The sequence below is a fragment of the Pseudothauera rhizosphaerae genome, assembly GCF_004801305.1.
Lineage (GTDB): Bacteria > Pseudomonadota > Gammaproteobacteria > Burkholderiales > Rhodocyclaceae > Pseudothauera > Pseudothauera rhizosphaerae.
The window spans coordinates 341,308-367,982 of sequence record NZ_SSOD01000003.1; the positions used below are offsets into that span (position 1 = coordinate 341,308).

Consider the following 26,675-nt stretch of genomic DNA (forward strand, 5'->3'; position numbering starts at 1 on the left):
GAGCGTGGAGGGGGCGAATTATAGGGGAAGGAAGAGAGTGGCGCGGCCGTTCCCGGGCGAACCCGCCGACCGGCTTGCGGCTACTGCCCGGCGGCGTCGGGCACGGCGTCCGGCACCGGCTGCGGCGCATGCGGGTGGCGCAGCAGCCACTCGGTGGCCAGGCGGGCGTAGGCGGCGAGCGCGCCGGGGACGGCGAAGCCGTCGTCGCAGTCGCTCACCGCCTGCCAGTCGCGTTCGCCGGTGAGGTGTTCGTAGGACTGGCGCAGCATGGCCAGCCCCGGATCGCGCCCGCCGACCACGAAGCGCACTGGCGTCGCCAGTACGCGGAGCGGCTTGGCGCCGGCGAGGTCCGGCCGCCCGCCGCGGCAGGCCAGCGCCGCGTATTGTTCGGGGGCGCGGCCAGCGGCGCGGATCGTGGCGCCGCTGGCAGTGCCCGAGGCCAGCAGGCCGACTTCGAGCATGCGCAGCATGGGCTGGTGGGCGATCCAGTCGCGCACGCCTTCGATGCGCAGCGCCAGTTGGGGCACGTTGTAGCGGGCGTCCGGGTCGCGCGCTTCCTCGTAGGCGGTCAGCAGATCCACGGTGAGCGTGGCGAAGCCCGCCGCCTGCAACTGGCGCGTGACCTCGTCCTCGCGCTCGGCATCGGGCGGGGTGGAGAAGGGCTGCAGGATGACCGCCAGCGCGCGCACGTCGGGCGCATGGCAGAGCAGGGCTTCCAGCCAGACCTGGGCAGAGGGGATGCCGATGAGCGAGTGGCGCAGCTTCACGATGGGATGCCGCCGTGGCGATGGGAAACGCGTTCCAGCATTGCACGCCTCCCAGCGGTCGGCAAGGCGCGCATTTCACGCTGACATGCTCAGTGGCGGTGGATGGCCACCGGGATGCGGCGCGAACCGAAGGGGGCGGCGTACTCGCCGAAACGGCCGGCGAGCCGGGTGCCGCATTCCGTACAGCAGCCGTCCGGCGTGAGCCGGTAGTCGAGGATTTCGTACCAGTCGCGCACGATGAGCGCCTCGCCGCAGCCGGTGCAGCGCGTCGTGCCGCCTTCCCGGTCGTGCACGTTGCCGGTGTAGACGTGGCGCAGGCCGGCTTCGAGGGCGATGTTGCGCGCGCGGGTCAGCGTCGCGGGCGGGGTGGCGGGGAGGTCGGTGAGCTTGAAGTCGGGGTGGAAGGCTGTGAAGTGCAGCGGCACCGTGGTGCCGAGTTCGCGGGCGATCCAGGCGGTCATGGCCTTCAGCTCGGCGTCGGAGTCGTTCTTGCCGGGAATCAGCAGGGTGGTGATCTCCACCCATACCTCGGTTTCATGGGCCAGCCAGGTCAGGGTGTCGAGCACGGGCTGCAGATGGGCGCCGCACAACTGGACGTAGAAGTCGTCGGTGAAGCCCTTCAGGTCCACGTTGGCGGCGTCCATGGGGGCGAAGAAGTCGCCGCGCGCCAGTTCGGTGATGTAGCCGGCGGTCACGGCGATGTTCTTGATCCCGAGCGCGTGGCAGGCTTCAGCGGTGTCGATGGCGTACTCGGCGAAGATCACCGGGTCGTTGTAGGTGTAGGCGACGCTGCGGCAGCCCCAGTGCGCCGCGGTGCGGGCGATTTCCTCGGGCGAGGCGGCGTCCATCAGGCGGTCCATGTCGCGGGACTTGGAGATGTCCCAGTTCTGGCAGAACTTGCACGCCAGGTTGCAGCCAGCGGTGCCGAAAGAGAACACCGAGGTGCCGGGGTAGAAGTGGTTGAGGGGCTTCTTCTCCACCGGGTCGATGCAGAAGCCCGAACTGCGCCCGTAGGTGGTGAGCACGATGGCATCGCCTTCGCGCTGGCGCACGAAACACGCGCCGCGCTGGTCGGCGTGCAGCTTGCAGTAGCGCGGACAGAGGTCGCACTGGATGCGGCCGTCGTCGAGCGGATGCCAGTAGCGGACGGGGTGGTTCACGGCGGGACTCCGAAGACGGATGTGCTGGCGACATCCTTGATTCAGCTTAGCCCTTCCCGCGTGCGCCTGCCGTCCGCTAACGGTTCTTTTCGTGCCACTTGCGCACGTGGTAGCGCGCGGCCATGAGCTGGGAGACGGGATAGTCGGGCGGCAGTCCGCCCTTCTGCTTGAGCGCGGCGAGGAAGCGGCGCGGCTCCGGCAGTTGTTCCCACACCTGGGGCAGGAAGGTGGCGCTGCGGCAGCCGGCGAAGAGGATCAGGCCGTCCTCGAAGGGACGCAGTTGCGCGAGCAGGTCGTCCTCGTCGGCGAAGTCGAGGAACTCGGGCTCGGAGAGCAGGGAGACTTCGATGTCCACCTCGGCGAGTTCCTTCGCCATGAGCGGCGGGAAGCGCGGGTCGCGGGTCGCGGCAGCCACTGCGTTGGCCGCCACGTCTTCCCCCAGCGGACGCTGGGCGCGCAGGCTGCCGATGCAGCCGCGCAGCTCGCCGTGCTTTTTCAGCGTTACGAAGGTTGCACCCCGTTGCTCCAGCGCCGGATCGTCGGGCAGCGCCGGGGCAGCCGCGCCCAGCTCGCGCGCGATGGCCGTCCGGGCGCGCGCCAGCAGCACGGCACCCAGGGCGTCGTCAGTGTCGGGGGGCTGCGGCATGGGCGGGGGACTCGCAGAAGGCGACGCTGGCATAGCCCACGACCCGGCCGCGGTCGCCGGCGGTGTCGCCGGAGTTGCGCAGATCCAGCAGGTGGGGCTCCAGGCCGTGGCGCTGGGCCACGCGCAGCAGGCCGTTGATGGGCGTGGCGCCGCACGCCTGCTCGTGGTTCAGGCCGACCTGCAGGCGGATCACCTGTTCGATGGTGGCCCGGTCGCAATGGCGCGCCTGCTCGTAGCTCAGGTAGTGGGACAGGTCGGAACTGATCAGGATCAGCGTCTCCGGGCCGCCCCAGACACTCTCGATCAGGTCCGCGACCGCCTCGGCGTTCGCCCTGCCCACCAGCACCGGGACGAGTTCGAAACGCCCCAGCACGGTCTGCAGGAAGGGCAGTTGCACTTCCAGGCAGTGTTCGAAGGCGTGCGGGCGGTCATCCACGCTGACGTCGGCGCGGGCCTGCAGCGCCAGCCAGTCGGCCCGCGCCAGCGGCACCTCGCCCAAGGGGGTGGCGAAGGCCTGGGTGGCGGGTAGGGAGAAGCCGTCCACCGCCACGCGGTGGGTCGGACCCAGCATGACCACCTTGCGCACCACGTCGCGCAGGGGGGCGAGCACTGCGTAGGCAGTGGCGGCAATGGGGCCGGAGTAGATGTAGCCGGCGTGGGGCACGATCACCGCCTTGGGGGGCGGCACGTTCTCCAGGGGCACGGCGGTGGTCAGCAGTTCGCTCAGTTGCGCGCTGAGCACGAGGGGGTCGCCGGGGTAGAACTGGCCGGCGACCGCGGGAGGTCTGACGGATGCGATGGCCATGGGAGGAATCCGCGTCGAGGTGGCAGACTGAACGCCGCCACTACACGAAAAATTATAGGCCCTGCGCCCCCAGCGCGCTCCAGGCGATGCCGCCGAGCACGCCGATGCCCACCGCGCCCATACCGCCCAGCACCTTGAGGCCCAGTTCGCGGCCGCCGATCACCATCGCGAGACCGGTCTTGAAGCCCAGGTTGGCCAGCATCCCCAGGCCGATGGCGATGACCGTGGGCCCCAGCGCGAGCTTGTCGAGTGCAAACAGGCGCAGGCTGGAGAGCGCGATGGCGTCGATGTCGGTGAGGCCGGAGACCAGCGCCAGCGCGTACAGGCCGCGATTGCCGGCGATGTCCGAGAGCCATGCGGCGATCAGCAGCACCACCGCGTAGAGGGCGCCGAAGCCCAGCGCGGTGCGCAGTTCGGTGGGGTTGGTGGTCTCGGGCAGCACCGCCTCTCCCCGTTCGGTGAGCCGGCGCCAGTTCCACAGCAGCGCGAACAGGCCGAGCAGCAGCGCCGGCACGACGACGGTCAGCAACTGGGAGATCACCCCCGGCGCAACCACTAGCGCGACGATGCCCACGCGCACGACCATGACCAGGTTGGCGAGCACGATCACCAGCGCGGCCATCGTCGCCATGGCCGGTGTTTCCCGCGCGTAGCGCGCATACACCATGGTCGTCGCCGTGCTCGACGCGAGCCCGCCGAAGATGCCGACGAAGGCGGCGCCGTAGCGTGCGCCCGCCAGTTGCAGCGCGGCGTAGCCGGCGAGGCTGACGCCCGAGATCAGCACCACCATCCACCAGATCTGGTACGGATTGAGCGCCGCGTAGGGGCCGAATTCCCGGTCCGGCAGGATGGGCAGGATGACCAGCGACAGCACGCCGAACTGCAGGATGGAAATCCAGTCGCGCGGCTGCAGCCGGGTGGCGATGCCGCGCAACTGGGCCTTGAAGTACAGCAGCACGGTGGTGCCGACGGCGAGCATGACCGCGAGCTGCGCATGGCCGTACCACACCGCGGCCCCCAGGCAGTAGCACACCAGCAGCGCCGCCACCGAGGTGGTGCCCGGATCGCTGGGGTCCGGGTGGCGCAGGTAGGCGGCGATGATCATCGCCCCGATCACCGCCATGCCCACCGCCAGCGGCAGGATGCTCGAAAGCTGCTGGCCGAGCAGTCCGGTCAGCGCGCCCAGCATGCCCACCAGGCCGAAGGTGCGCAGGCCGGCGCGGGCGGAGGCGACGCGCTCGCGTTCCAGGCCGATCAGCAGGCCGATGCCGATGGCGATCAGGAAGGCCTGGCCCTGGTCGGTATCGAAGGGGATGGAAAAGGGCATGGGAGGCCGGGCGCCACATGTATTCGTTACGGCGCACAACTTTAATGCATGGTGCGTGGGCAGTCGATGCCGCAGGCTGCTGCGCCGGGTTGAATCCGGGCTAGAATTCGCGCGCCATGCAGACCTTTCACCCCCGCCATTTCGCCATCGTGCCCGCCGCCGGCAGCGGCAGCCGCATGGGTGCCGACAAGCCCAAGCAGTATCTGCCCCTGCTGGGCCGGCCCCTCATCCATCATGCCCTCGCCGTGCTGTGTGCGACGCCGGAGATCGACAAGGTGTTCGTCGTGCTCTCGGTGGGCGATGCCGAATGGGCGCGCCACGACTGGTCGGCGCTGGGGCCGAAGCTGGTGCCGCTGTTCTGCGGCGGCGCGACGCGGGCGGACAGCGTGCTCGCCGGTTTGCGCGCGATCTCGGGCGAGGCGGCGCAATCCGACTGGGTGCTGGTGCATGATGCCGCGCGCCCCTGCCTGGCGTCCTGGCACATCGACAAGCTGATCCGCGAATTGGCCCACGACGAGGTCGGCGGCCTGCTGGCCGTGCCCGTGGCCGACACGCTGAAGCAGGCCGATGCCCAGCGCCACGTCCAGCGCACCGTGCCGCGGGACAGCCTGTGGCAGGCGCAGACGCCGCAGATGTTCCGCTACGTGATGCTGCGCCGCGCGCTGGAATCGGCCCACGACGTCACCGACGAGGCCAGCGCCGTCGAGGCCGCCGGCCTGCGTCCGCGGCTCATCGAGGGCGACACCACCAACCTCAAGGTGACCTATCCGCTGGACCTGCACCTGGCGGAGTGGATCCTGCAGAACCGCGACAAGTGAGCGGAGTGCCCGTCATGAGTTTCCCCTTCCGCATCGGCCAGGGCTTCGACGTCCACGCCCTGGTGCCCGGCCGCCCGCTGATCGTCGGCGGCGTCACCATCCCCTTCGAGCGCGGCCTGCTCGGCCATTCCGACGCCGACGTGCTGCTGCATGCGCTCACCGACGCGCTGCTGGGCGCGGCCGGCCTGGGCGACATCGGGCGGCTCTTTCCGGACACCGATCCGGCCCATGCCGGCGCCGACAGCCGCGTGCTGCTGCGCGAGGCCTGGGCGCGCGTGCGCGGTGAAGGCTGGCAGGTGGTGAACATCGACGCCACGGTGATCTGCCGCGCGCCGAAGATCCTGCCGCACGCGCCGGCGATGGCCGCCCACATCGCCGCCGACCTGGGCTGCGCGGCGGAGGCGGTGAACATCAAGGGCAAGACCACGGAGAAGCTCGGCTTCACCGGGCGGGGCGAGGGCATCGCCGCGCAGGTGGTGGCGTTGCTCGCCCGCAGCGCCTGAAGGCGGTACCGTTCTCCCGACGAAAAGCGGGGCGCCCAAGCGCCCCGCGGCTCTTCGGGGCTGCCGTTGCAGCAGCCCCATCGTCTCCGGAAGAGAGACGGCTCAGAGATAGATGCATCCCGCCAGCCGTTCGGCCAGCAGCGGTTCGGGTGTCTTCGTATAGTCCTTTTCGAAACGGTCGGAGACCAGTTGCGCCGTGGGTCCGTCCATGACCGAGTTCAGCATGCCCATGAAGGCCGGCGGCGCGACCAGGATGGCCCGCCGGAAGGCGTTCTTGGAGCGGCCCAGGTACAGCTCCTGGGCGATTTCCTGGGCGAATACCTTGGCTTCGTGCTGTTTCGGGAGGGTCTGCGGCTGCTTGGCGCCGCCGCCGGAGCCGGTGACGGTCATGGCGCCGGGGCGGTCGGTGACGAGTTCGGCGTTTTTCTGCCTGCTTTCGGGATGGATCAGTTCCTTGACCAGCTTCATGCCCTTGTTGGGGCCCAGGTTTTCGTACAATTTGCACAGGCTGGCGTTGGCAACCAGAATCCAGGTGATGGTCATGAGACACCCTCCGCGTGTTGGCTGAACCGGGTTCGCCTGAAATGGCGGGTTTACCTGTAGAGGCACTTCAAGCTTAGTCAGGGGGTTTCATGGCTGACAAGCGCGGGATGTTTCGGTGGGCGAAACGGCGTTTCAGTTATGCCCGCAACCCACTGCGGAACCCGCGCCCCTGCATGATTGCATTGGCCGCAACATTCTTCAGAATATGCCCAAGGCAATACCCGTGGCCATCGCGGCGCCCAGTTCCTCGCAGCGCGTGAGGTCGTCGGCGGTGATCTCATTGCGTATCACCAGCGGCGCGGCCGCCGGCTTCCAGCCATAGCCGTTGGCGATCCGCCCGACCTCGCGCACCGCGCCGCTGCCGTCGTTGCCGGCGCTGACGAAGAGCCCGTAGGGCAGGGCGGTGAGCCTGCCCTCGCAGGGATAGTAGGTACGGTCGAAGAAGTCCTTGAGCGCGCCGGACATGTAGCCGAAGTTCTCCGGCGTGCCCAGCAGCAGCCCATCGCAGGCGAGCAGATCGTCGCTGCCCGCATCGAAGGCGCGCTTGATGACGGTCTCGGTCTCGTCCACCGTCAGCGCGCCGCGCAACACCGCCTCCGCCAGCCGGCCGGTGTTGCCCGACTGGGTGTGGTAGACGATCAGCAGGCGCTTGCGCTCCAGCATCGGCGGTCCTCCGCGGAACCTTAGCGGTTCGACGCGGCGGCGCGTCCGGCGTTCGCCGGGTCGAGGCGGAAGTAGGCGGCGAGCTGATCGTAGACGGCGGGGAACTCAGCACGCAGGCCGTGCGGGTCGAGGAAGAAGGTCTCCGCCGCCACGGCGAAGAATTCGCCCGGCTCTTCGGCGCCGTAGGGGTCGAGCACCGTGTCCTCGCCCTTGTCCACCTGGGCGCAGAAGCGTTCGTAGGCTTCGTTGAAGGCCCGTGCCCAGGCCTTGCGCGACATGGTCGCCGGCAACGGCGGAAAGCCGTCCACACCGCCGTTCTCCATGTCCAGCTTGTGGGCGAACTCGTGGATGACCACGTTCACGCCTTCCGGCGCGTCGTCCCCGTCGAACCAGGACACCAGCACCGGCCCGCCTTCCCAGGCCTCGCCCAGCACCTCGTCGTCGTACTCGTGCACCACGCCGTCCTCGTCCTGGATGCTGCGCGGTATCACGAAATCCCCCGGATAGACGATGATGCCCACCCAGCCGCGATAGGCGGCGAGGCCGATGTTGAGCACCGGCAGGCAGGCCTGCAGCGCGATCGCCAGCATCATCTCGTCGGTCACCTGCAGCCCGTGGGCGCCGTGAAACTGCTTGTCGCGCAGGAAGTCGAGCGCCATCCCGCGCAGGCGGCGGCGCTCGGCCGCCGGCAGGAAATCCAGGAAGGGCAGGTAGCGCTCCACGTGCCGCCACTGGGCTTCGGGCACGTCGGGACGCTGCGGCCCGCGCCCGAACAGGCGGCGCAGCCAGCCCAGCATCAGGCCGGCCTCCGCCGTGTGGTCAGGAAGATACCGGCGAACACCAGCGCGATGCCGACGAAGTGGTACCACTGCGGCCGTTCGCCGAGGAAGACCGCCGCCAGGATGGTGCCGAACACCGGCATCAGATGGATGAAGAGCGATCCGCGGCTGGGCCCGACCGCCGCCACCCCGGCGTTGTAGAACACGTAGCCGAGAAAGCCCGGGAAGATGGCGACGTAAAGGATGCCGAGGAGGGAGGCCGCGTTCAGTTCGGTGCTGCGCCCGGAAGCCATCTCCCAGCCATAGACCGGCACCAGGGCCGCCAGCCCGACCACGGTGAAGGCGAACAGCATCACCATCGGGTCCAAGCCCTGGGGGCGCCACTGCAGGCCCACGGTGTACAGGCCCCACACCAGCACCGCGCCCAGCATCCACAGGTCGCCGGTGTTCAGGCTGAAGGCGAGCAGGGTGTGGACGTCGCCGCGCCCCACGATGGCCATGACCCCGGCCAGGGACACCAGCACGCCGACCGCCTCCAGTACGGTGAGGCGCTTGCCGAGCAGCACGAAGGCCAGCGCGATGGTGGCGATGGGGATACAGGAATTGAGCAGCGTGGCGTTGGTGGCCGTAGTGTATTGCAGCGCGATGTAGGCCAGGGTGTTGAAGCCGCCCACGCCCAGCAGACCCAGCACCACCATGGGCCGCCAGTGGCGGCGCAGCGTCGGCCACTGCTCGCGCAGCTTCGGCAGGGCGAAGGGCAGTACGAGCACGAGCGCGATCGCCCAGCGCCAGAAGGCCAGCGAGATCGGCGGCACGGCTTCGCGCAGGCCGCGGCCGACGACCATGTTGCCGGACCAGAACAGGGCGGTGAGGGTGAGCAGCAGGTAGGGGTTGGCGGAAAGACGCTTCATGGCGCTCGTCTTGTCGTTCTTTTGCGAGCGGCGATGATGGCACAGCGCGCCGCGTTTGGGAGTTGGGGAAAACGCGCCCGCGCCCGCGCCGGGGGCGATATGGGATAATCCGCGCCATGGTTTCCGTGACGCATTCCATCCCCAAGGAAGACGCGCCGCTGCCGCTGGATCTGCTCGCAGCCGGCCTGTGCGCCAACGAGCGCGCCCTCGTCGAGGCGGCGGTGGAACTCGCCACCGAACTGTACGAGGACCACGTTCTCGGCACCGGTGAAGTGATCTGGCCTCATGCGCTCGGCATGGGGTTGATCTGCGCTTCCTTGAAGCTCGACGCCGAAACGCGCATCGCCGCGCTGCTGTTCTCCGCCTGCGACTACCTGGAGGAGGGCGAGGAGAAGATCGCCGCCCGCTTCGGCCGCCCGGTGGCGCGCCTGGTGGACGGCCTGCGCAAGCTCAACGGCCTGCGCCTCATCACCCGCATGACGGCCACCGCCACGGCGCCCGAGATCCGCACCCAGGCCGAGGTGCTGCGCAAGATGCTGCTCGCCATGGTGGAGGACATCCGCGTGGTGCTGCTGCGCCTGGCGTCGCGCACGCAGACGCTGCGCTTCTTCACCGAACACCCGGTGGACGCGCGCCTGGACGTGGCGCGGGAGAGCCTGGACATCTACGCCCCGCTTGCCAACCGGCTGGGGGTGTGGCAGCTCAAGTGGGAGCTGGAGGACCTCTCCTTCCGCTTCCTCGAACCCGACACCTACAAGCGCATCGCCAAAATGCTCGACGAGCGCCGCGTCGAGCGCGAGAACTTCATCCGGGAATCCATCGAAAAGCTCTCTTCCGAGATCGCCGCGGTGGGCATCAAGGCCGAGGTGCACGGCCGGCCCAAGCACATCTACAGCATTTACAACAAGATGCGGAAGAAGAACCTGGATTTCTCCCAGGTCTACGACATCCGCGCGCTGCGCGTGCTGGTGGACGAGGTGCGCGACTGCTACACGGTGCTGGGCATCGTGCACCAGATGTGGCAGCCGATCAGCAAGGAATACGACGACTACATCACCAAGCCCAAGGGCAACAACTACCAGTCCCTGCACACCGCGGTGCTGGCCGGCGACGGACGCGCGCTGGAGGTGCAGATCCGCACCCACGAGATGCACCGCCACGCCGAACTGGGCGTGGCCGCGCACTGGCGCTACAAGGAAGGCAGCGGCCACGGCGGCGACTACGACGAGAAGATCGCGCTGCTGCGCAGCCTGCTGTCGTGGCGCGACGAGGTGGCCGATTCCGCCGACTGGGTGGAGCGCTTCAAGCGCGCTTCGTTGGACGACACGCTTTACGTGCTGACCCCCCAGGGCCGGGTGGTGGACCTGCCGCACGGCGCCACGCCGGTGGATTTCGCCTACCGCCTGCACACCGATCTCGGCCACCGCTGCCGCGGCGCCAAGGTGGATGGCCACCTGGTGCCGCTGAATACGCCGCTGGAGAACGGCCAGACGGTCGAGATCAGCGCCGCCAAGGAAGGCGGCCCTTCCCGCGACTGGCTGGACGCGCGCCAGGGTTACGTGGCTACCGGCCGGGCACGCCACAAGATCAAGCAGTACTTCAGCCAGCAGGAAGAGGAGGAACTGCTCGTCCGCGGGCGCAGTTTCGTGACCCGCGAGATGCAGCGCGACGGCCACGGCCAGGCCAACATCGAGGAACTGGCCGGCAAGCTCGGCTTCAAGAACGCCGATGCGCTCTACCTTGCCGCCGGACGCGGCGAGGTCGGCCCACGTTCGGTGCAGGTGGCGTTGCGGGAGGCCGGTACGGTCAGCGAGGCGCCCGCCGAACCGGAGATCGTCGTCAGCCGCAGCCGTTCCGGGGATACCAGCGACAAGGTGCTCATCGTCGGCGTGGGCAAGCTGCTCACCTCGCTCTCCCGCTGCTGCCGGCCGGCGCCGCCGGACGCCATCGAAGGTTTCGTCACCCGCGGGCGCGGTATCTCCATCCACCGCGTGGATTGCCACGATTTCCAGCAACTCGCCAAACGCCATCCGGAACGGGTGATTTCCGCCGAATGGGGCGAGCAGGCCTACAACAACCGCCAAGCGGTGTTCCCGGTGGACATCGCGGTGCAGGCGAGCGACCGCCAGGGCCTGTTGCGCGACATCTCCGAAGTGCTGTCGCGGGAGAAGCTCAACGTGATCGCGGTGAACACGCTGAGCAAGAAGGGCACCGCTTTCATGCGCTTCACCATGGAGGTGGGCGGCGTCACCCAGTTGCAGCGCGCGATCACGCTGATCCGCGAAGTGCCTGGCGTCATCGACGCGCAGCGGAAGTGACATGCAGCGAGCGTGACGTTTCGTGCAGCGGCAGCGCGGAATTTATTACGGGTCGAATTAGCAAGTCCCTTCCCCTTGAAGGGGAGGGAGCAAACATTCAAGTCCGCCCGGCCAGTTCGCCCATCAGGATCATCTGCGCCGTACGCCGTACGCCGCGCGGATGCTTGCGCCGGTAGCTGCCGTCGGGCTGCATCTCCCAGGCCTGGCAGTTGTCCAGCAGGTAGGGGCGCAGGCCTTCCTTCATCACCCGGCGCTTCAGGCGCGGGTCCAGCACGGGGAAGGCGATCTCGATGCGGCGGAAGAAGTTGCGCTCCATCCAGTCCGCGCTGGACAGGTACATGCTGTCCTTGCCGTCGGCGTGGAAGTAGAAGATGCGGTGATGCTCCAGGAAGCGGCCGATCACCGAGCGCACGCGGATATTGTCGGAAAGCCCGGGCACGTGCGGGCGCAGCGCGCAGGGGCCGCGCACGATGAGGTCGATCTCCACGCCCGCCTGCGAGGCCTCGTACAGGGTCTCGATGGTTTCCGGCTCCAGCAGCGCGTTCATCTTGGCGATGATGCGGCCCCGACGGCCGGCGCGGGCGATCTCGGCCTCGGCCCTGATCGCCGCCACCACGTTGGCCTGCAGCGCGAAGGGCGCCTGCCACAGATGCCTGAGGGCGCTGGCTTTGCCCAGGCCGGTGAGCTGCTTGAACACCTCGGCCACGTCCTCGCCGATCTCTTCGCTGCAGGTGAGCAGGCCGAAGTCGGTGTAGAAGCGGGTGGTGCGCGGATGGTAGTTGCCGGTGCCCATATGCACGTAGCGGCGCAGGCCCTGTTCTTCCCGCCGCACGATCATCAGCAGCTTGGCGTGGGTCTTGTAGCCGAACACCCCGTACACCACGTGGGCGCCGACTTCTTCCAGGCGGTTGGCGAGGGTGATGTTGGCCTCTTCGTCGAAGCGCGCCATCAGTTCCAGCACCACGGTGACTTCCTTGCCCTTCTGCGCGGCGCGGGCCAGGTGCTCCATCAGCACGGAGTCGGTGCCGGTGCGGTACACGGTCATCTTGATCGCCACCACCTGCGGGTCGTCGGCCGCCGAACGCAGCAGGTCGATCACCGGGTCGAAGCTCTGGAAGGGGTGGTGCAGCAGGATGTCGCTGCTGCGGATGGCGGCGAAGATGTCGCGCCGCTTGTCGAGCGCCTTGGGCACGCCGGGCAGGAAGGGGCCGTACTTCAGGTCCGGGCGGTCCACCCACTCGGGCACCTGCATCAGGCGCACCAGGTTTACGATGCCCGGCGTGCGGTAGAGGTCGTCGCGCCCCAGGCGGAACTGCTGCAGCAGGAAGTCGGCCATCGCTTCCGAGCAGTTGTCGGCCACCTCCAGGCGCACCGCGTCGCCGTAGTGGCGCTGCTGCAGTTCGCCCTTGAGGGAGGCGCGCAGATCCTTGACTTCCTCCTCGTCCACGAACAGGTCCGAGTTGCGCGTGACGCGGAACTGGTAGCAGCCCAGCACCTCCATGCCGGAAAACAGCTCGTCCACGTGGGCGTGCAGGATGGAGGAGAGGAAGACGAAGGTGTATTCGTGCTCGCAGATTTCCCGCGGCAGGCGGATCACCCGCGGCAGCGCACGCGGCGCCTGCACGATGGCCGCGCCGGAGTCGCGCCCGAAGGCGTCGCGCCCTTTCAGCTCGATGGCGAAGTTCAGGCTTTTGTTGAGCACGCGCGGGAAGGGGTGGGCGGGGTCCAGCCCGATGGGCGTGAGCACCGGCATCACTTCGCGATGGAAGTAGTCGCGCACCCATTCGCGCTGCACGTCCGACCACAGGCGGCGGCGCAGGAAGACGATGCCTTCGGCCGCCAGCGTGGGCAGGATGTCGTCGTTGAGCAGTTCGTACTGCCCGGAGATGATCTCATGCACCTCCTTGCTCACCCGGTCGAGCAGTTCGGTGGGCGCCAGGCCGTCGTTGCCGGAGGCGTGGCTGCGCAGGCGGATCTGCTCCTTGATGCCGGAGACGCGGATCTCGAAGAACTCGTCCAGGTTGCTCGACACGATGCACAGGAAGCGCAGGCGTTCCAGCAGTGGCACCTCCCGGTCGGCGGCCTGGGCGAGCACGCGGCGCTGGAACTGGAGCAGGGACAGCTCGCGGTTGATGAAGTGTTCCGTCGGGTAGCGTTTCTTGTTCGGCGGGGCGTACATATGTCGTCTGGCTTTGGGGGTGGATGCGCCATTATGTGACGAATACGTTGCAAAAGGATTACTGCACAGGAAGAGCAAAACGCCGAAACGGCGCGGCTGCCGCGTAAGGTAAAATGCGCCGGATTCCGATTGCCGCGGGCAAGACCTCCCAATGATGCAAGAACTGATCGCCGCGATCGACCTCGGCTCCAACAGCTTCCGCCTGCAGGTCGGACGCATCGTGAACGACCAGATCTACCCGCTGGACGGCCTCAAGGAGTCGGTGCGCCTGGCCGCGGGCCTCGGGCGCGACAAGCTGCTCGACACCGGCGCGCAGTTGCGCGGGCTCAACGCGCTGCGCCGCTTCAACGAACGCCTGAGCGGCTTCTCCGCCGATTCGGTGCGCGCGGTGGCCACCAACACCCTGCGCGTGGCCAAGAACGCTCCCGAGTTCCTGCTGCACGCCGAAGAGGCGCTGGGCTTTCCCATCGAGGTCATCGCCGGGCGCGAGGAAGCGCGGCTGATCTACGTGGGCGTGGCGCACACACTGCCGGACCCGCACAAGCGCCAACTGGTGGTGGACATCGGCGGCGGCTCCACCGAATTCATCATCGGCAGGAGCTTCGAGCCGGTGCTGCTGGAATCCCTCTACATGGGCTGTGTGGGCTACAGCCTGAACTTCTTCCCCGACGGCCGCATCGACAAGCGCAGCCTGAAGGAGGCCGAACTGGCCGCCCGCCGCGAGCTGCAGGCCATCGCCCATCCCTACCGGGAGGCGGGCTGGGAGGAGGCGGTGGGGTCCAGCGGCTCCGCCAAGGCGCTGGTGGAAATCCTGGAACAGAACGGTTTTGCCGACGGCGGCATCACCCTCGACGGCCTGGAGCGCCTGCGCGCGGCGCTGCTGCGCGCGGGCAGCCTGGACAGGCTGGATCTGGCCGGCCTGCGCGCGGACCGCCTGCCGGTGCTGCTGGGTGGCTTTTCCATCATGAGCGCGGTATTCAAGGAATTCGGCCTGGAACAGATGGTGTTCTCGGAAGGCGCCCTGCGTCTGGGCGTGCTCTACGATCTGTTCGGCCGCTACCACCATCACGACCTGCGCGACGCCACCGTGGAAGCCTTCATGGCGCGCTACGGCGTGGATCGGCACCACGCCCAGGAAGTGGCCGACACCGCCTGCCACCTGCTCGCCCAGCTCGAACCGGCGCGCGCCGCCGAAGGCCACCCGGACCGGCGCTTCCTGCGCTGGGCGGCGATGCTGCACGAGATCGGCATCTCGGTGGCCCATTCCAGCTACCACAAGCACAGCGCCTACATCCTCGCCAACGCCGACATGCCCGGCTTCTCGCGCATGGACCAGGGGCGGCTGGCGCGCGTGGTGCTGGCCCATCGCGGCAAGCTGGAACGCGTGGCCGCGCTCGATCCGGCCAGCCCCGACTGGCTGCTGATCGCCTGCCTGCGCCTCGCGGTGGTGGTGCACCGGGCCCGCGACGGGCGCGGCATCCCGCCGCTCACGGTGGGGCGCGAGGGGCGCAGCTTCGTGGTCACCGCGGCCCAGGGCTGGCTCAAGCAACTTCCGCTGACCGCCGCGGCGCTGGAGGAGGAGCAGCGCCAGTGGTTGTCCGTGGGGCGTGGGCTGGCGGTGCGCACCGGGTTGGGACCTGTCGCCGCCTGACATGGCCTCCGCCGCGCCCGACCACGATCACGAGCCCGGCGCGGACCCCGGCTTCCAGGCCGGCGAGTTGCACTTCGAAGCCCCTGACGGCGTGGCGAGCCTGCGCGGCGACTGGACCCTGCGTGCGCTGACCCCCGGCATCGCCGCACTGCGCCGCCGCCTGGCCACGGTGCCGTCCACGGCGCGCTGGCAACTGGGCGGGGCAGGGCGGCTGGACAGCTTCGGTGCCACGCTGCTGTGGCAGGCCTGGGGCCGGCGCTGGCCCGAGCACATCGAGCTGTCCGACGAACGGCGCCAGTTCATCGAGGAGGTGGCCGCCGCTGCCGCCCATCCGCTGCCGATGCCGCCACGCTTCACGGTCATCGATGCGGTCGTGCTGCTCGGCGCAGCCCTGCTGAATCTGTTCTCGCACGCGGGCGATTTCGTCCGCCTGCTCGGTCAGTTGCTCCTCGACCTGCTGCGCCTCGCAAGCCGCCCGCGGGAATGGCCGCTGCTGGAGATTTCGGCCAACCTGCACAAGGTCGGCGTCAAGGCCATGCCGGTCACCGCCCTGGTGGGCTTCCTGATCGGCGTGGTGCTGTCCTACCTTTCCGCGCTGCAGTTGAAGGCCTTCGGCGCGGACATCTTCATCGTCAACATCCTCGGCCTGGGGATCATCCGCGAGCTCGGGCCGGTGCTGGTCTCGGTGCTGGTGGCCGGGCGCTCCGGTTCGGCCATGACCGCCCAGCTCGGCGTGATGCGGGTCACCGAGGAGGTGGACGCGCTCGCCGCAATGGGCATCTCCCGCACCATCCGCCTGGTGCTGCCCAAGGTGGTCGCGCTCACGCTCGCCATGCCGCTGCTGGTGCTGTGGACCTCCGCCGTGGCGCTGGCCGGCGGCATGCTGTCGGCCTGGGTGCAGCTCGACCTGTCCTTCGCCTTCTTCATCGAGACGCTGCCGCGCGTGGTGCCGCTCGCCAACGTCTACATCGGGCTGGTCAAGGGCGCGGTGTTCGGCCTGTTGATCGCACTGGTGGCCTGCCACTTCGGCCTGCGCGTCGCGCCCAACACGGAAAGCCTGTCCACCAACACCACCGCCTCGGTGGTTTCCGCGATCACGCTGGTGATCCTGGTGGATGCGGTGTTCGCCATCGCCACGCGCAACATCGGGGTGCCCATATGAGCGCGGCGCCGGTGATCGAACTCACCGGGGTCGTCACCCGCTTCGGCGACAACCTAGTGCATGACGGCATAGACATGGCGATCGCGCCCGGCGAGGTGGTGGCCCTGGTCGGCGGTTCGGGCAGCGGCAAGACCACGCTGCTGCGCCACATCATCGGCCTGACCCGCCCGGCCGCCGGCGAGGTGCGCCTGTTCGGCGAATCGCTGCTGTCCGCTTCGGCCGGGGCCGTGCGCGCGCTGCAGCGCCGCTTCGGCATGCTGTTCCAGCAGGGAGCCCTGTTCTCCGCCTTCAACGTGGCGGAAAACATCGGCTTTCCGCTGCGGGAATCGGGGGTGGCGAGCGAGGCGGAGATCCGCGACCTGGTCGCGCTCAAGCTCGCCATGGTGGAACTGGAACCGGCCCACGCCCTGCTGATGCCGGCGGAACTGTCGGGGGGCATGATCAAGCGTGTGGCGCTCGCCCGCGCCCTGGCGCTGGAGCCGGAACTGCTGCTGCTCGACGAGCCCACCGCCGGCCTGGACCCGGACCGCAGCGCCGCTTTCGTGGCGCTGATCCGCAGCCTGCAGCGCCGGCTGGGCCTGACCGTGGTGCTCGTCACCCACGACGTGGATACGCTCGCCGCGCTCGCCACCCGGGTCGCGGTACTCGGCGAGCGCAGGATATTAAGTTATGCCCCGCTGGAAGACACGCTGAAGGTCGACCATCCTTTCATCCAGCGCTTTTTCCACGGTGAACACGGGCGCTGGGCGCTGGCCCGCTCCAACGCAGGAGATTGACATGGAAAACCGCGCTCACGCGCTCGCGGCGGGCATCTTCGCGCTGATCCTCGGCGCTGCGCTGGGCGCCACGCTGTGGTGGTTCTCCGACGAGCGCGAGCCCATGCGCGACTATCTCCTCGTCTCCAACGGCAAGGTCACCGGGCTCAACGTGCAGGCCCAGGTGCGATACCGCGGCATCGCCGCCGGCAAGGTGAACGACATCCGCGTCGATCCCACCGACCCGCGCCACATCCTGGTGACCATCAGCATCCGCGAGGAACTGCCGGTGACGCGCGGCACGCGCGCGAGCCTGGGCTACCAGGGGGTGACCGGGCTCGCCTACGTGGAACTCGACGACGCCGGCGAGGACCCGGCACCGCTGCAGGCCGAAGACGGCAGGCTGCCGCGCATCGCGCTCCAGCCCGGGCTGATGGACGAACTCACGGACGCCGCCATGTACACCATGCAGCGCATGCGCGAGGTGGCCGACCGCACGTCCGCCTTCTTCGACGAGAAGAACGTGCAGCGCTTCACCCTCACGCTGGAACGCCTGGAATCGGCGGCCGGCGGCGTGGATCGCACCTTCAAGGTGGCGCCCCAGGCGCTCGCCGCCGTGCGCGACATGCTGAACCCCGAGAACATGCGCCGCCTCGCCGCCACGCTGGAGAACCTGGAACGCACCACCGGCGAGGCCGGCCCCGCGGTGGTGGAAATGCGCCAGTTGATGGCCCGCATCTCCGGCATGGCCGAACGCCTCGACCAGGCCGCCGCCGCGGCCAGCGACGGCGTGCTGGACGACACCCTGCCGCAGCTCAACGAACTGCTCGCCGAACTGACCAGTACCTCGCGCCGCATGGGGCGGCTCATCGACGAGGTGGAGGCCTCGCCGCAGATGCTCCTGATCGGCCGCGGGGAGCGCGAGCCGGGGCCCGGCGAAAAGGGCTTCGAGGCCGCGCCGGCCGCCCGTTGAACGCAGGCCGCAATCGAAGAGGATGCCGATGACCCGCCGATTCTCCACCCTTGCCGCCACCGCACTGCTCGCCGCCGGACTGGCCGGATGCACCGGCCTGGGCGAGCCGCCGCCGGACATGGCGCTGTTCGACCTGGGTTCCAGCGCGCCGCTCGCTCTGGACAACGCCCATCGCCCGGCCTCCGTGGACGTGCGCGCACCGTCCTGGCTGACCACCAGCGCCATGCAGTACCGCCTCGCCTACGCCGACCCGCAGCGCCGCCTGGCCTACGGCGAGAGCCGCTGGGCGGCGACGCCGGCCGAGATGCTCATGGTCGCCCTCGACCGGGCATTGCGCGTACCGGGGGCGGGCGACAGCGGCTGCAGGCTGCGCGTGGAGCTGGACGAATTCGCCCAGGTGTTCTCCGCGGCCGATGCGAGCGAGCTGCGGATCGCCGTACGCGCCACGCTGCTGCCCAGCCGTGGCGAAACCCCGGTGGCGGGACGGGACCTCGCGGTCGGCGTCGCCACGCGCAGTGCCGATGCGCACGGCGGGGTCGCCGCGGCGCAGGGGGCCGTGCGCGAGCTGGCTGCCGAACTGGGCAACTGGCTTGCCGCCCTTGACCCGTCCGCTGCACAGGGTTTGAATGGCGGGGCGGGGTGCCGGGCCTCGAAGTGAGGCCGGCCGGAGCCGTTCTTTTCATCACGCCCGTTTAACGACAACTACCTCGGAGACACCATGACGGAGCGCACGAGTTCGCCCTACGAACAGGGCCTGGACCGCAACGCCGCCAACTACGTACCGCTGACGCCGCTCACCTTCCTGGAGCGCAGCGCCTACATCTACCCGGAGCGTACCGCCGTGATTCACGGCAAGCGGCGCTACACCTGGCTGGAGGCCTACACCCGCGCCCGCCGTCTCGCATCCGCCCTCAAGCAGCTCGGCGTCGAGCGCAACGACACGGTGGCCGTGGTGCTGAACAACACCCCGGAAATGTTCGAATGCCACTTCGGCGTGCCCGCCAGCGGTGCCGTGCTCAACACCATCAACACCCGCCTGGACGCCGAAACCATCGCTTTCACGCTCAACCACGGCGAGGCCAAGGTGCTGATCACCGACCGCGAGTACGCCCGCGCCGTGGGCCAGGCGCTGGAGCTGGCGAACCGTCCCGACCTGATCGTCATCGACGTGGACGACCCGGAATACACCGGCCCGGGCGAGCGCCTCGGGCGCCTGGACTACGAAGCCCTGCTGGAGACCGGCAGCCCGGACTTCGTCTTCGAGTACCCGGCCGACGAGTGGGATGCCATCTCCCTCAACTACACCTCCGGCACCACCGGCAACCCCAAGGGCGTGGTCTACCACCACCGCGGCGCCTACCTCAACGCCATGAGCAACATCGTCTCCTGGGGCATGCCGCCGCATTCGGTGTATCTGTGGACACTGCCCATGTTCCACTGCAACGGCTGGTGCTTCGCGTGGACCATGGCGGCCAACGCGGGCGTCAACGTCTGCCTGCGCCGCGTGGACCCGCGCCTCATCTTCGACGCCATCCGCGAGCACGGCGTGACCCACTACTGCGGCGCGCCCATCGTCCATTCCCTGCTCGCCAACGCGCCCGCCGAATGGCGCAAGGGCATCGCCCACAAGGTGTCCGGCCTGGTCGCCGCCGCGCCTCCCCCGGCCGCGGTCATCGAGGGCATGGCGAAGATCGGCTTCGACATCACCCACGTCTATGGCCTCACCGAGACCTACGGCCCGGCTTCCGTGTGCGCCAAGCACGACGAATGGGCCGCGCTGCCGCTGGCCGAGCAGGTCGCCAGGAACGGCCGCCAGGGCGTGCGCTACCACGCCCAGGAAGCGATCACCGTGCTCGATCCGCAGACCCTGCAGCCCGTGCCCCGGGACGGCGAGACCATGGGCGAGATCATGTTCCGCGGCAACCTGGTCATGAAGGGCTATCTGAAGAACGAGAAGGCCAGCGCCGAGGCCTTTGCCGGCGGCTGGTACCACACCGGCGACCTGGCCGTGATGCAGCCCGACGGCTACGTCAAGATCAAGGACCGCTCCAAGGACATCATTATCTCCGGCGGCGAGAACATCTCCTCCATCGAGGTCGAGGACGCCCTCTACAAGCACCCCGCGGTGATGGCCGCCGCTGTCGTGGCCGCGCCCGACGAGAAGTGGGGCGAGGTGCCCTGCGCCTTCGTCGAACTGAGGGACGGCGCCAGCGTCACCGCCGAAGAGATCGTCGCCCACTGCCGCGAGCACCTGGCCGGCTTCAAGGTCCCCAAGAAGATCGTGTTCACCGAACTGCCCAAGACCTCGACCGGCAAGATCCAGAAGTTCGTGCTGCGCGAGCAGGCGCGTTCCACGTCCGCCATCGAGTGACGGCTGCCAACCCATAGGAGAACCCATGAGCGCTCTACCCACGTCCGCCGACCAACCCATGCTGCTGCGCCGCGACCAGGACGGCGTCGCCTGGCTCACGCTGAACCGCCCCGCCCAGTTCAACTCCCTGTCCAGGGCGATGCTGGAGAACCTGATCGCCGCGCTCGACGAGATCGCCGCCGACCACAGCGTGCGCGTGGTGGTGCTGGCCGGCGAGGGCAAGGCTTTCTGCGCCGGGCACGACCTCAAGGAGATGCGCGGCAACCACACCCTGGCCTTCCAGCAGGAGCTTTTCCGCCTGTGCGGGAAGTTCATGATGAAGATCACCGAACTGCCCCAGCCGGTCATCGCCCGCATCCACGGCATCGCCACCGCCGCCGGCTGCCAGCTCGTGTCCATGTGCGACCTGGCGGTGGCGGCGGACGTGGCCCGCTTCGCCGTATCCGGCATCAACGTGGGCCTCTTCTGCGCCACGCCCAGCGTCGGGCTGTCGCGCAACCTGGGGCGCAAGCAGGCCTTCGAGATGCTGGTCACGGGCGACTTCATCGACGCCCACGAGGCGCAGCAGCGCGGGCTGGTCAATCGCGTGGTGCCGCTGGAACAGCTCGACGAGGAGGTGAGCAGGCTCGCCGCGTCCATCGTCGCCAAGTCCCCCGTGGCGGTCCGCATGGGCAAGCAGATGTTCTACAAGCAGCTCGAAATGGGCCTGGACGCCGCCTACCAGCTCGCTGCCGAGACCATGGCCTGCAACATGATGACCGAGGACGCCGCCGAGGGCATCGATGCCTTCATCGCCAAGCGCAAGCCGGAGTGGCGCGGCAAGTGACGCCGCGAGCGGCGTGCTGATCGACACCCATTGCCACCTGGACGCCGCCGAGTTCGACGCCGACCAGGATGCGGTGCTGGCGGCCGCCCGCACGGCCGGCGTGGGCATCTTCGTGCTGCCCGCGGTCGATGCGAAGAGCTTCGACCGCGTGGCGGCGCTCGCCGCCGCCCACGGGGACGTCCGCCCCGCCTACGGCATCCATCCACTCTACGTGGACCAGGCCGCACCGGCCGACCTGGAAACGCTTGCCGCCCGCTTGGCCGCGGGCGACGCGGTGGCGGTGGGGGAGATCGGCCTGGACAACTACGTGCCGGATGCGGACGTGGCGCGCCAGACCTTCTACTTCACCGAACAGCTCAAGCTCGCGCGTCGCTTCGAGTTGCCGGTGATCCTGCACATCCGCCGCGCCCAGGACGCCATCCTGCGGGAACTGCGCCGCATCCGCGTGCCGGGCGGCATCGCCCATGCCTTCAACGGCAGCCGGCAGCAGGCCGAGGCCTTCATCGCGCTGGGATTCAAGCTCGGTTTCGGTGGCGCCATGAGCTACGAAGGCTCGCGCCGCATCCGCGAACTGGCGGCCACGCTGCCGCTGGAAGCCATCGTGCTGGAGACCGACGCCCCCGACATGCCGCCCGCCTGGGCGGCCGGCCGGCGCAACGAGCCGGCCAACCTGGCACGCTATGCGCAGATCCTGGCGGACCTGCGCGGCATCGGCGTGGACGAGGTGCGGCGCGCCGCCGCGGACAACGCGCGCGCCGCGTTGCCGGGGCTCATCGGCCCGGCGAACAGATAAAGAAAAAGGCGCCCGCAGGCGCCTTTTTCTTCGATGCCGGATTCCCGCTTCAGGCGAAGTTCTTCGCCGCGAAATCCCAGTTGGCCAGCTTGTCGAGCACGGTGGCAACGAAGTCCGGACGGCGGTTGCGGTAGTCGATGTAGTAGGCGTGTTCCCACACGTCGATACAGAGCAGGGCCTTGTCGCCGGTGGTCAGCGGGGTGCCGGCCGCGCCCATGTTGACGATGTCCACGCCGCCGTCGGCCTTCTTCACCAGCCAGGTCCAGCCGGAGCCGAAGTTGCCCACGGCGGAGGCCTGGAAGGCCTTCCTGAAGTCGTCGAAGGAACCCCACTTGGCCTTGATCGCATCGGCCAGTGCGCCGCTGGGCTCGCCGCCGCCGTTGGGCTTCAGGCTGTTCCAGAAGAAGGTGTGGTTCCACACCTGGGCGGAGTTGTTGTAGATGCCGCCGGCCGGCGCCTTCTTGATGATGGCTTCGAGGTCGAGGTTCTCGTACTCGGTGCCCTTGATCAGATTGTTCAGGTTGGTGACGTAGGCCTGGTGGTGCTTGCCGTAGTGGAACTCCAGGGTCTCCGCGGAAATGTGCGGGGCCAGGGCGTCCTTGGCGTAGGGCAGGGGGGGCAGTACGTGTTCCATAGGTCTCTCCTGTTCAGGTTCGGAAGGGGTGGGATCCCCGGTGTTGGTGTTTTGAGCCCGGTAAGTCTAGTCGGGTCTGCGTGCGGGGCGCAAATCACTACTGATGTTAAGCGCATCTGTTGCGCTGCAAAACAGGCCGCAGGCGACGTTTCAGTCGATGGTGGTGCGCACTTCGGCGGCTATCCGCCCCTCGCCCAGCTCGATGGCGAGCGCGTCGCCGGGCGCCACGGCCTTGCTGCGGCGCACGACCTGGCCTTGCCCGTCGCGCACGATGGCGTAGCCGCGCGCGAGCACGGCGCGCGGGTCGAGATGCTGCAGATGGCTGGCGAGCGCGCCCAGGCGCTGCCGCCGCCCGTCGAGGAGGTGGGCCAGGCTGCGCGCCAGATCCGTGCCGAGGCGGTCGATCCGGCCTTGCCGGGCCTGCAGCTCGGGCCGGTGCGCCCGCAGGCGCAGTGCCAATTGCGCGAGACGCTGCCGGTCGCGGGCAATCTGCTGGCGGGCCGCGCCGCGCAGCTTCTCGCGCAGGCCGTCGATTTCGCGCGTGGCGCGGTGCAGGCGCTCGCGCGGATGCACGAGCTGCAGTGCGGCCCGGTCCAGGCGCTGGGCAGCCTGCTCGACACGGCGCCGCAGGCCGTGCTGCAGGTGGTGCGCCAGCGTGGCCAGTTCCGCCTGCGCGGCATGGAAGCCCGCGCTTGCCAGTTCGGCGGCCATGGTCGGCGTGGTGGCGCGCAGGTCGGCGGCGAAGTCGGCGATGGTGAAATCGGTCTCGTGGCCGACGCCGCTCACCACCGGCACCGGGCAGGTGCGGATGGCGCGCGCCAAGGTCTCGTCGTTGAAGGCCCACAGGTCTTCCATGCTGCCGCCGCCACGCACCAGCAGCAGCACGTCCACGCCGTCCTCGGCCGCGCGGGCGCCGGCGGTGGCGAGCATGGCGGCCAGCGCGGGGCCGGCATCGAGGCCCTGGACCGGCGCAGGGTAGATCACCACCGGCAGATGCGGCGCGCGCCGCGCCAGCGCGGCCAGTACGTCCCGCAGCGCGGCGGCCGCCGGCGAGGTGACGACACCCACCGCGCGTGGGAAGCGGGGCAGGGGACGCTTGGCGGCCGGATCGAACAGACCTTCGGCCTCCAGGCGCTCCTTCAGGCGGGTGAAGGCCTCGAACAGGTTGCCCAGGCCCGCGCGGCGCAGGTTCTCCACGTTGAGCTGGAAGTCGCCGCGCATTTCGTACAGCGTAACCAGCGCACGCGCTTCGACCTTCATGCCATTTTCCAGGCGGAAGGGCAGCAACTGGGCGCGGTTGCGCCACATGGTGCAGCGCACCTGGGCCTGGGCGTCCTTGAGGGTGAAGTAGAGGTGGCCGGACGGGGCCCGGGTCAGGTTGGAGACCTCGCCCCCCACCCACAGCAGCGGAAAGCTGCGCTCCAGGGTCTCGCGCACCAGCCGGTTGAGCGTGGAGACGGGCACCGCCTGGCCGGTGGGTGCTCCCGGCACGAATTCTGGTTCGGACATGGTGCGGATTGTAACGGATTTCCACAGGCGCCGATTCTTGTCAAGCACTTTTGCGGGAAACTAAGAGCGCAATAAGTGAATTCTTAAGTTATTGTTTTAACGAAAATTTTTGTCTGCCTAATTTTTAATCGGAGCAAATCGAAGCCCACAACGGCGCCGCTTTGGGCGCCTTTGGACGAGTCATCCACAAAGTTATCCACAGATTTTGTGGACGAGTTGCGGAAGCCCTTGTTGCAACAGGATTTTGCGGTTGCAGCATGACTGCGGCTTGCTCTGCGGGGGTCCGGGCGATACAGTTCCGCCTTTCCAAACGGGGAGTCTCGGGGCGTGATCGCGATCATCCAGGCAGTGGGTTGGCCGATCTGGCCGTTGTTGCTGGCATCCATCATTGCCGTGGCGCTGATCATCGAACGCTCGATCACGCTGCGCCGCTCGCGCGTGGTGCCACCCGACCTGCTCGGCAAGGTCCTGGCGGACCTGCGCAAGCACGGCGCTTCCACCGAGATGATCGCGCGCGTCGCCAACCATTCGCCGCTGGGCCGGGTGCTGGCCGCCGGGCTGCGCAACGTGAACAGCTCGCGCGAGGTGATGAAGGAGTCCATCGAGGACGCCGGACGCGCGGTGCTGCACGACCTGGAACGCTTCCTCACCACCCTGGGCACGGTTGCCACCATCAGCCCGCTGCTGGGCCTGTTCGGCACCATCGTGGGCATGATCGACATCTTCGCCTCCCAGGGCGTGGCCGGCGCCAATCCGCAGCAACTCGCGCAGGGCATTGCCATCGCGCTCTACACCACCGGCCTGGGCCTGATCATCGCCATTCCGGCCACCATCTTCTGGCGCCACTTCCGCGCGCTGGTGGACAGCTTCGTGATCGACATGGAACAGAAGGCGATCGCGATGGTGGAAGTGGTACACGGCGAACGCAGGGGCTGACCGGCGATGGATTTCCGCCGCAACACCCACCACCTCGAACCGGACATCAACCTGATTCCGCTGATCGACGTGGTGCTGGTGATCATCATCTTCCTGATGCTCACCACCACCTTCTCCAAGATTTCCGGCCTGGAGATCAACCTGCCCACCGCCGAAGCGCCGGAGCAGGCCGAAACCCAGCCCAACGAGATCGTCGTCGCCATCACCGCCGCGGGCGACGTGCTGGTGAACGGTCTGCCGGTGGGCAGCCATGAGGTGGAAGCCATCGCCGCCGCGCTGGGCAAGGCCACCCCCCAGGGCAAGGAGCCGGTGGTGATCGTCAACGCGGACGCCAAGACCGCGCACCAGCGCGTCATCGACGTCATGCAGGCGGCCCAGCGCACGGGCCTCGCCCACATCACCTTCGCCATCCAGTCGCAGGGCGAGTGATGACCGGCGCCGGTCGCGCTGGGAGACGCTGACATGACAGGCAGGGCGCCCGCGTTCTGGGCGCAGCGCGGCCCTCTGGCCCGGCTGCTGCTGCCGCTTTCGCTGGTTTTCATCGTCCTCGCCGCGCTGCGCCGCGGCCTCTATCGCCTCGGCGTGCTGCGCGTCGAGCGCCTGCCGGTGCCGGTGATCGTGGTCGGCAACATTGCCGTGGGCGGCAGCGGCAAGACGCCGGTGGCGCACTGGCTGGTAGAGCGCCTGCGCACGGCCGGCCGCCGGCCGGGGATCGTCAGCCGCGGCTACGGCGGGCGGATCGAAGGCACGGCCCTGGTGCCGCCGGACGGCGATCCCGCCGTGTATGGCGACGAGCCGGTACTGCTTGCCCGCCTCACCGGTTGCCCGGTGGCGGTCGGCGCCGACCGCCCGGCCGCGGCCCACGCGCTGCTCGCCGAGCACCCGGAATGCGACCTCATCGTCTGCGACGACGGCCTGCAGCACTACCGCCTGGCGCGCGACGTGGAACTCGCGGTGGTAGACGAGGCCACGCTGGGCAACCGCTGGCGCCTGCCCGCGGGGCCGTTGCGCGAGGGCTTGGGCCGGTTGCGGGAAGTGGACCTGGTGCTCGCCCACGGCGAACTCTCGCCCGCGCTGCAGGAGCGGCTCCCCGGCCGGGCCGTGTTCCCGATGCAGCTCAGCGGACAGGTCTTCCGCGCCCTGGATGGCTCCGGCCGCGAGGTTGGCGCCGAACATTTCCACGGTCGCACGGTGCACGCTTACGCCGGCATCGGCCGCCCGGAACGCTTCTTCGCCCACCTGCGGGCGCTGGGTCTGGCCGTCGTCGGCCACGCCTTCCCTGACCACCACCGCTACCGGCCGGAGGATCTGGCCGCAGAGGAAGGCAGTGCGCGGGTCATGACCAGCAAGGATGCGGTAAAATGCGCCGCTTTCGCGCCCGCGGACTGCTGGGAACTGCCGGTGGTCGCCGACATCCCACCGGGCGCGGCCGAACGTATCCTGGAGACACTGTCGCATGGACGCCAGACTGCTTGACATCCTCGTCTGCCCGCTTTGCAAGGGGCCGCTCGACTACCGCAAGGACAAGCAGGATCTGGTCTGCAAGGCCGACCGCCTGGCCTTCCCCATTCGCGACGGCATCCCGGTGATGCTGGAAGACGAGGCGCTGCAGCTTTCCGCCGAGGAAGTGGACGCGCTGCGCTGAG

At 68.8% G+C, this 26,675-nt stretch carries 27 protein-coding genes; 15 read left to right on the forward strand and 12 right to left on the reverse strand.

The genetic code is table 11. From position 1 onward, the window contains the following. Positions 1–80: 80 nt before the first annotated feature. From E6O51_RS05390 to E6O51_RS05410, 5 genes are all read right to left on the reverse strand, one after another. Positions 81–767 (reverse strand): dienelactone hydrolase family protein, encoded by a 687-nt coding sequence (locus E6O51_RS05390; protein WP_136383939.1) that lies wholly within the window; start codon positions 765–767, stop codon positions 81–83. Between the two features lie 89 nt (positions 768–856). Further along, on the reverse strand, positions 857–1,927 hold the full coding sequence (amrS, locus tag E6O51_RS05395) for an AmmeMemoRadiSam system radical SAM enzyme (protein WP_136383940.1): 1,071 nt from the start codon (positions 1,925–1,927) through the stop codon (positions 857–859). Between the two features lie 76 nt (positions 1,928–2,003). Further along, positions 2,004–2,573 (reverse strand): AmmeMemoRadiSam system protein A, encoded by a 570-nt coding sequence (amrA, locus tag E6O51_RS05400; RefSeq protein WP_136383941.1) that lies wholly within the window; start codon positions 2,571–2,573, stop codon positions 2,004–2,006. Then, the gene (gene amrB, locus E6O51_RS05405; protein WP_136383942.1) at positions 2,551–3,378 is read right to left on the reverse strand and encodes an AmmeMemoRadiSam system protein B; all 828 of its coding nucleotides are present in this window, start codon (positions 3,376–3,378) and stop codon (positions 2,551–2,553) included. Before amrB ends, amrA begins: the two co-directional genes overlap by 23 nt. Positions 3,379–3,430: 52 nt before the next feature. Continuing rightward, positions 3,431–4,705, reverse strand: coding sequence for an MgtC/SapB family protein (locus E6O51_RS05410; protein ID WP_136383943.1), 1,275 nt, complete (start codon positions 4,703–4,705; stop codon positions 3,431–3,433). Positions 4,706–4,821: 116 nt separating this feature from the next. Between E6O51_RS05410 and ispD the strand changes: the two genes are divergently transcribed. After that, positions 4,822–5,523 carry a 2-C-methyl-D-erythritol 4-phosphate cytidylyltransferase gene (gene ispD / locus E6O51_RS05415; RefSeq protein ID WP_136383944.1) on the forward strand — a complete coding sequence of 234 codons (702 nt, stop codon included), beginning with the start codon at positions 4,822–4,824 and terminating at the stop codon, positions 5,521–5,523. A 14-nt stretch (positions 5,524–5,537) separates the two neighbouring features. Continuing rightward, positions 5,538–6,026: a 2-C-methyl-D-erythritol 2,4-cyclodiphosphate synthase gene (gene ispF / locus E6O51_RS05420; protein WP_136383945.1), complete on the forward strand. Its 489-nt coding sequence runs from the start codon at positions 5,538–5,540 to the stop codon at positions 6,024–6,026. Positions 6,027–6,128: 102 nt separating this feature from the next. On the opposite strand, the gene E6O51_RS05425 is transcribed toward ispF, so the two are convergent. The 4 genes from E6O51_RS05425 to E6O51_RS05440 form a co-directional block, all read right to left on the reverse strand. Next, positions 6,129–6,569 carry a host attachment protein gene (locus E6O51_RS05425; RefSeq protein ID WP_136383946.1) on the reverse strand — a complete coding sequence of 147 codons (441 nt, stop codon included), beginning with the start codon at positions 6,567–6,569 and terminating at the stop codon, positions 6,129–6,131. Between the two features lie 198 nt (positions 6,570–6,767). Then, positions 6,768–7,232, reverse strand: a complete 465-nt coding sequence (locus E6O51_RS05430) for a flavodoxin family protein (RefSeq protein ID WP_136383947.1) — start codon at positions 7,230–7,232, stop codon at positions 6,768–6,770. A 20-nt stretch (positions 7,233–7,252) separates the two neighbouring features. Next, the gene (locus tag E6O51_RS05435) at positions 7,253–8,029 is read right to left on the reverse strand and encodes a M90 family metallopeptidase (RefSeq protein WP_136383948.1); all 777 of its coding nucleotides are present in this window, start codon (positions 8,027–8,029) and stop codon (positions 7,253–7,255) included. Next, positions 8,029–8,922 carry a DMT family transporter gene (locus tag E6O51_RS05440; protein WP_136383949.1) on the reverse strand — a complete coding sequence of 298 codons (894 nt, stop codon included), beginning with the start codon at positions 8,920–8,922 and terminating at the stop codon, positions 8,029–8,031. Before E6O51_RS05440 ends, E6O51_RS05435 begins: the two co-directional genes overlap by 1 nt. 116 nt (positions 8,923–9,038) lie before the next feature. Here E6O51_RS05440 and E6O51_RS05445 point away from each other — a divergent pair, with 116 nt between their 5' ends. After that, positions 9,039–11,240, forward strand: coding sequence for a RelA/SpoT family protein (locus tag E6O51_RS05445; RefSeq protein ID WP_136383950.1), 2,202 nt, complete (start codon positions 9,039–9,041; stop codon positions 11,238–11,240). Positions 11,241–11,337: 97 nt separating this feature from the next. Here the strand turns inward: E6O51_RS05445 and ppk1 are convergent, their stop codons facing one another. Beyond that, the gene (gene ppk1 / locus E6O51_RS05450) at positions 11,338–13,419 is read right to left on the reverse strand and encodes a polyphosphate kinase 1 (protein WP_136383951.1); all 2,082 of its coding nucleotides are present in this window, start codon (positions 13,417–13,419) and stop codon (positions 11,338–11,340) included. A gap of 151 nt (positions 13,420–13,570) precedes the next feature. Here ppk1 and ppx point away from each other — a divergent pair, with 151 nt between their 5' ends. The 8 genes from ppx to E6O51_RS05490 are packed head-to-tail and all read left to right on the forward strand — an operon-like array spanning position 13,571 to position 21,950. Beyond that, the gene (gene ppx, locus E6O51_RS05455; RefSeq protein WP_136383952.1) at positions 13,571–15,070 is read left to right on the forward strand and encodes an exopolyphosphatase; all 1,500 of its coding nucleotides are present in this window, start codon (positions 13,571–13,573) and stop codon (positions 15,068–15,070) included. Between the two features lies 1 nt (position 15,071). Beyond that, positions 15,072–16,232: an MlaE family ABC transporter permease gene (locus tag E6O51_RS05460; RefSeq protein WP_136383953.1), complete on the forward strand. Its 1,161-nt coding sequence runs from the start codon at positions 15,072–15,074 to the stop codon at positions 16,230–16,232. After that, entirely contained in the window at positions 16,229–17,008 is a 780-nt protein-coding gene (locus E6O51_RS05465; protein ID WP_136383954.1) for an ABC transporter ATP-binding protein, read from the forward strand. The genes E6O51_RS05460 and E6O51_RS05465 overlap by 4 nt, the downstream gene beginning before the upstream one ends. Before the next feature lies 1 nt (position 17,009). After that, the gene (locus tag E6O51_RS05470; RefSeq protein ID WP_136383955.1) at positions 17,010–17,960 is read left to right on the forward strand and encodes an MlaD family protein; all 951 of its coding nucleotides are present in this window, start codon (positions 17,010–17,012) and stop codon (positions 17,958–17,960) included. A gap of 28 nt (positions 17,961–17,988) precedes the next feature. Then, the gene (locus tag E6O51_RS05475) at positions 17,989–18,618 is read left to right on the forward strand and encodes an ABC-type transport auxiliary lipoprotein family protein (protein WP_168735192.1); all 630 of its coding nucleotides are present in this window, start codon (positions 17,989–17,991) and stop codon (positions 18,616–18,618) included. A gap of 60 nt (positions 18,619–18,678) precedes the next feature. Beyond that, entirely contained in the window at positions 18,679–20,331 is a 1,653-nt protein-coding gene (locus E6O51_RS05480; RefSeq protein WP_136383957.1) for an acyl-CoA synthetase, read from the forward strand. A gap of 25 nt (positions 20,332–20,356) precedes the next feature. Beyond that, positions 20,357–21,157 carry an enoyl-CoA hydratase gene (locus tag E6O51_RS05485; protein WP_136383958.1) on the forward strand — a complete coding sequence of 267 codons (801 nt, stop codon included), beginning with the start codon at positions 20,357–20,359 and terminating at the stop codon, positions 21,155–21,157. A 13-nt stretch (positions 21,158–21,170) separates the two neighbouring features. Then, complete coding sequence (locus E6O51_RS05490) at positions 21,171–21,950, forward strand: TatD family hydrolase (protein WP_136383959.1); 780 nt, start codon at positions 21,171–21,173, stop codon at positions 21,948–21,950. 49 nt (positions 21,951–21,999) lie between these two features. Here E6O51_RS05490 and E6O51_RS05495 read toward each other — a convergent pair whose 3' ends face one another. Both E6O51_RS05495 and xseA read right to left on the reverse strand, forming a co-directional pair. Then, complete coding sequence (locus tag E6O51_RS05495) at positions 22,000–22,584, reverse strand: superoxide dismutase (RefSeq protein ID WP_136383960.1); 585 nt, start codon at positions 22,582–22,584, stop codon at positions 22,000–22,002. A gap of 150 nt (positions 22,585–22,734) precedes the next feature. Then, positions 22,735–24,093 carry an exodeoxyribonuclease VII large subunit gene (gene xseA / locus E6O51_RS05500; protein ID WP_136383961.1) on the reverse strand — a complete coding sequence of 453 codons (1,359 nt, stop codon included), beginning with the start codon at positions 24,091–24,093 and terminating at the stop codon, positions 22,735–22,737. 327 nt (positions 24,094–24,420) lie between these two features. Here xseA and E6O51_RS05505 point away from each other — a divergent pair, with 327 nt between their 5' ends. The 4 genes from E6O51_RS05505 to E6O51_RS05520 are packed head-to-tail and all read left to right on the forward strand — an operon-like array spanning position 24,421 to position 26,674. Continuing rightward, positions 24,421–25,029 carry a MotA/TolQ/ExbB proton channel family protein gene (locus tag E6O51_RS05505; protein WP_136383962.1) on the forward strand — a complete coding sequence of 203 codons (609 nt, stop codon included), beginning with the start codon at positions 24,421–24,423 and terminating at the stop codon, positions 25,027–25,029. 6 nt (positions 25,030–25,035) lie between these two features. Beyond that, a complete protein-coding gene (locus E6O51_RS05510; RefSeq protein ID WP_136383963.1) occupies positions 25,036–25,458 on the forward strand; it encodes an ExbD/TolR family protein in 423 nt (140 codons plus the stop codon). 33 nt (positions 25,459–25,491) lie between these two features. After that, entirely contained in the window at positions 25,492–26,505 is a 1,014-nt protein-coding gene (lpxK, locus tag E6O51_RS05515) for a tetraacyldisaccharide 4'-kinase (protein WP_136383964.1), read from the forward strand. Further along, positions 26,486–26,674, forward strand: a complete 189-nt coding sequence (locus tag E6O51_RS05520; RefSeq protein ID WP_136383965.1) for a Trm112 family protein — start codon at positions 26,486–26,488, stop codon at positions 26,672–26,674. The genes lpxK and E6O51_RS05520 overlap by 20 nt, the downstream gene beginning before the upstream one ends. Position 26,675: the final 1 nt, after the last annotated feature.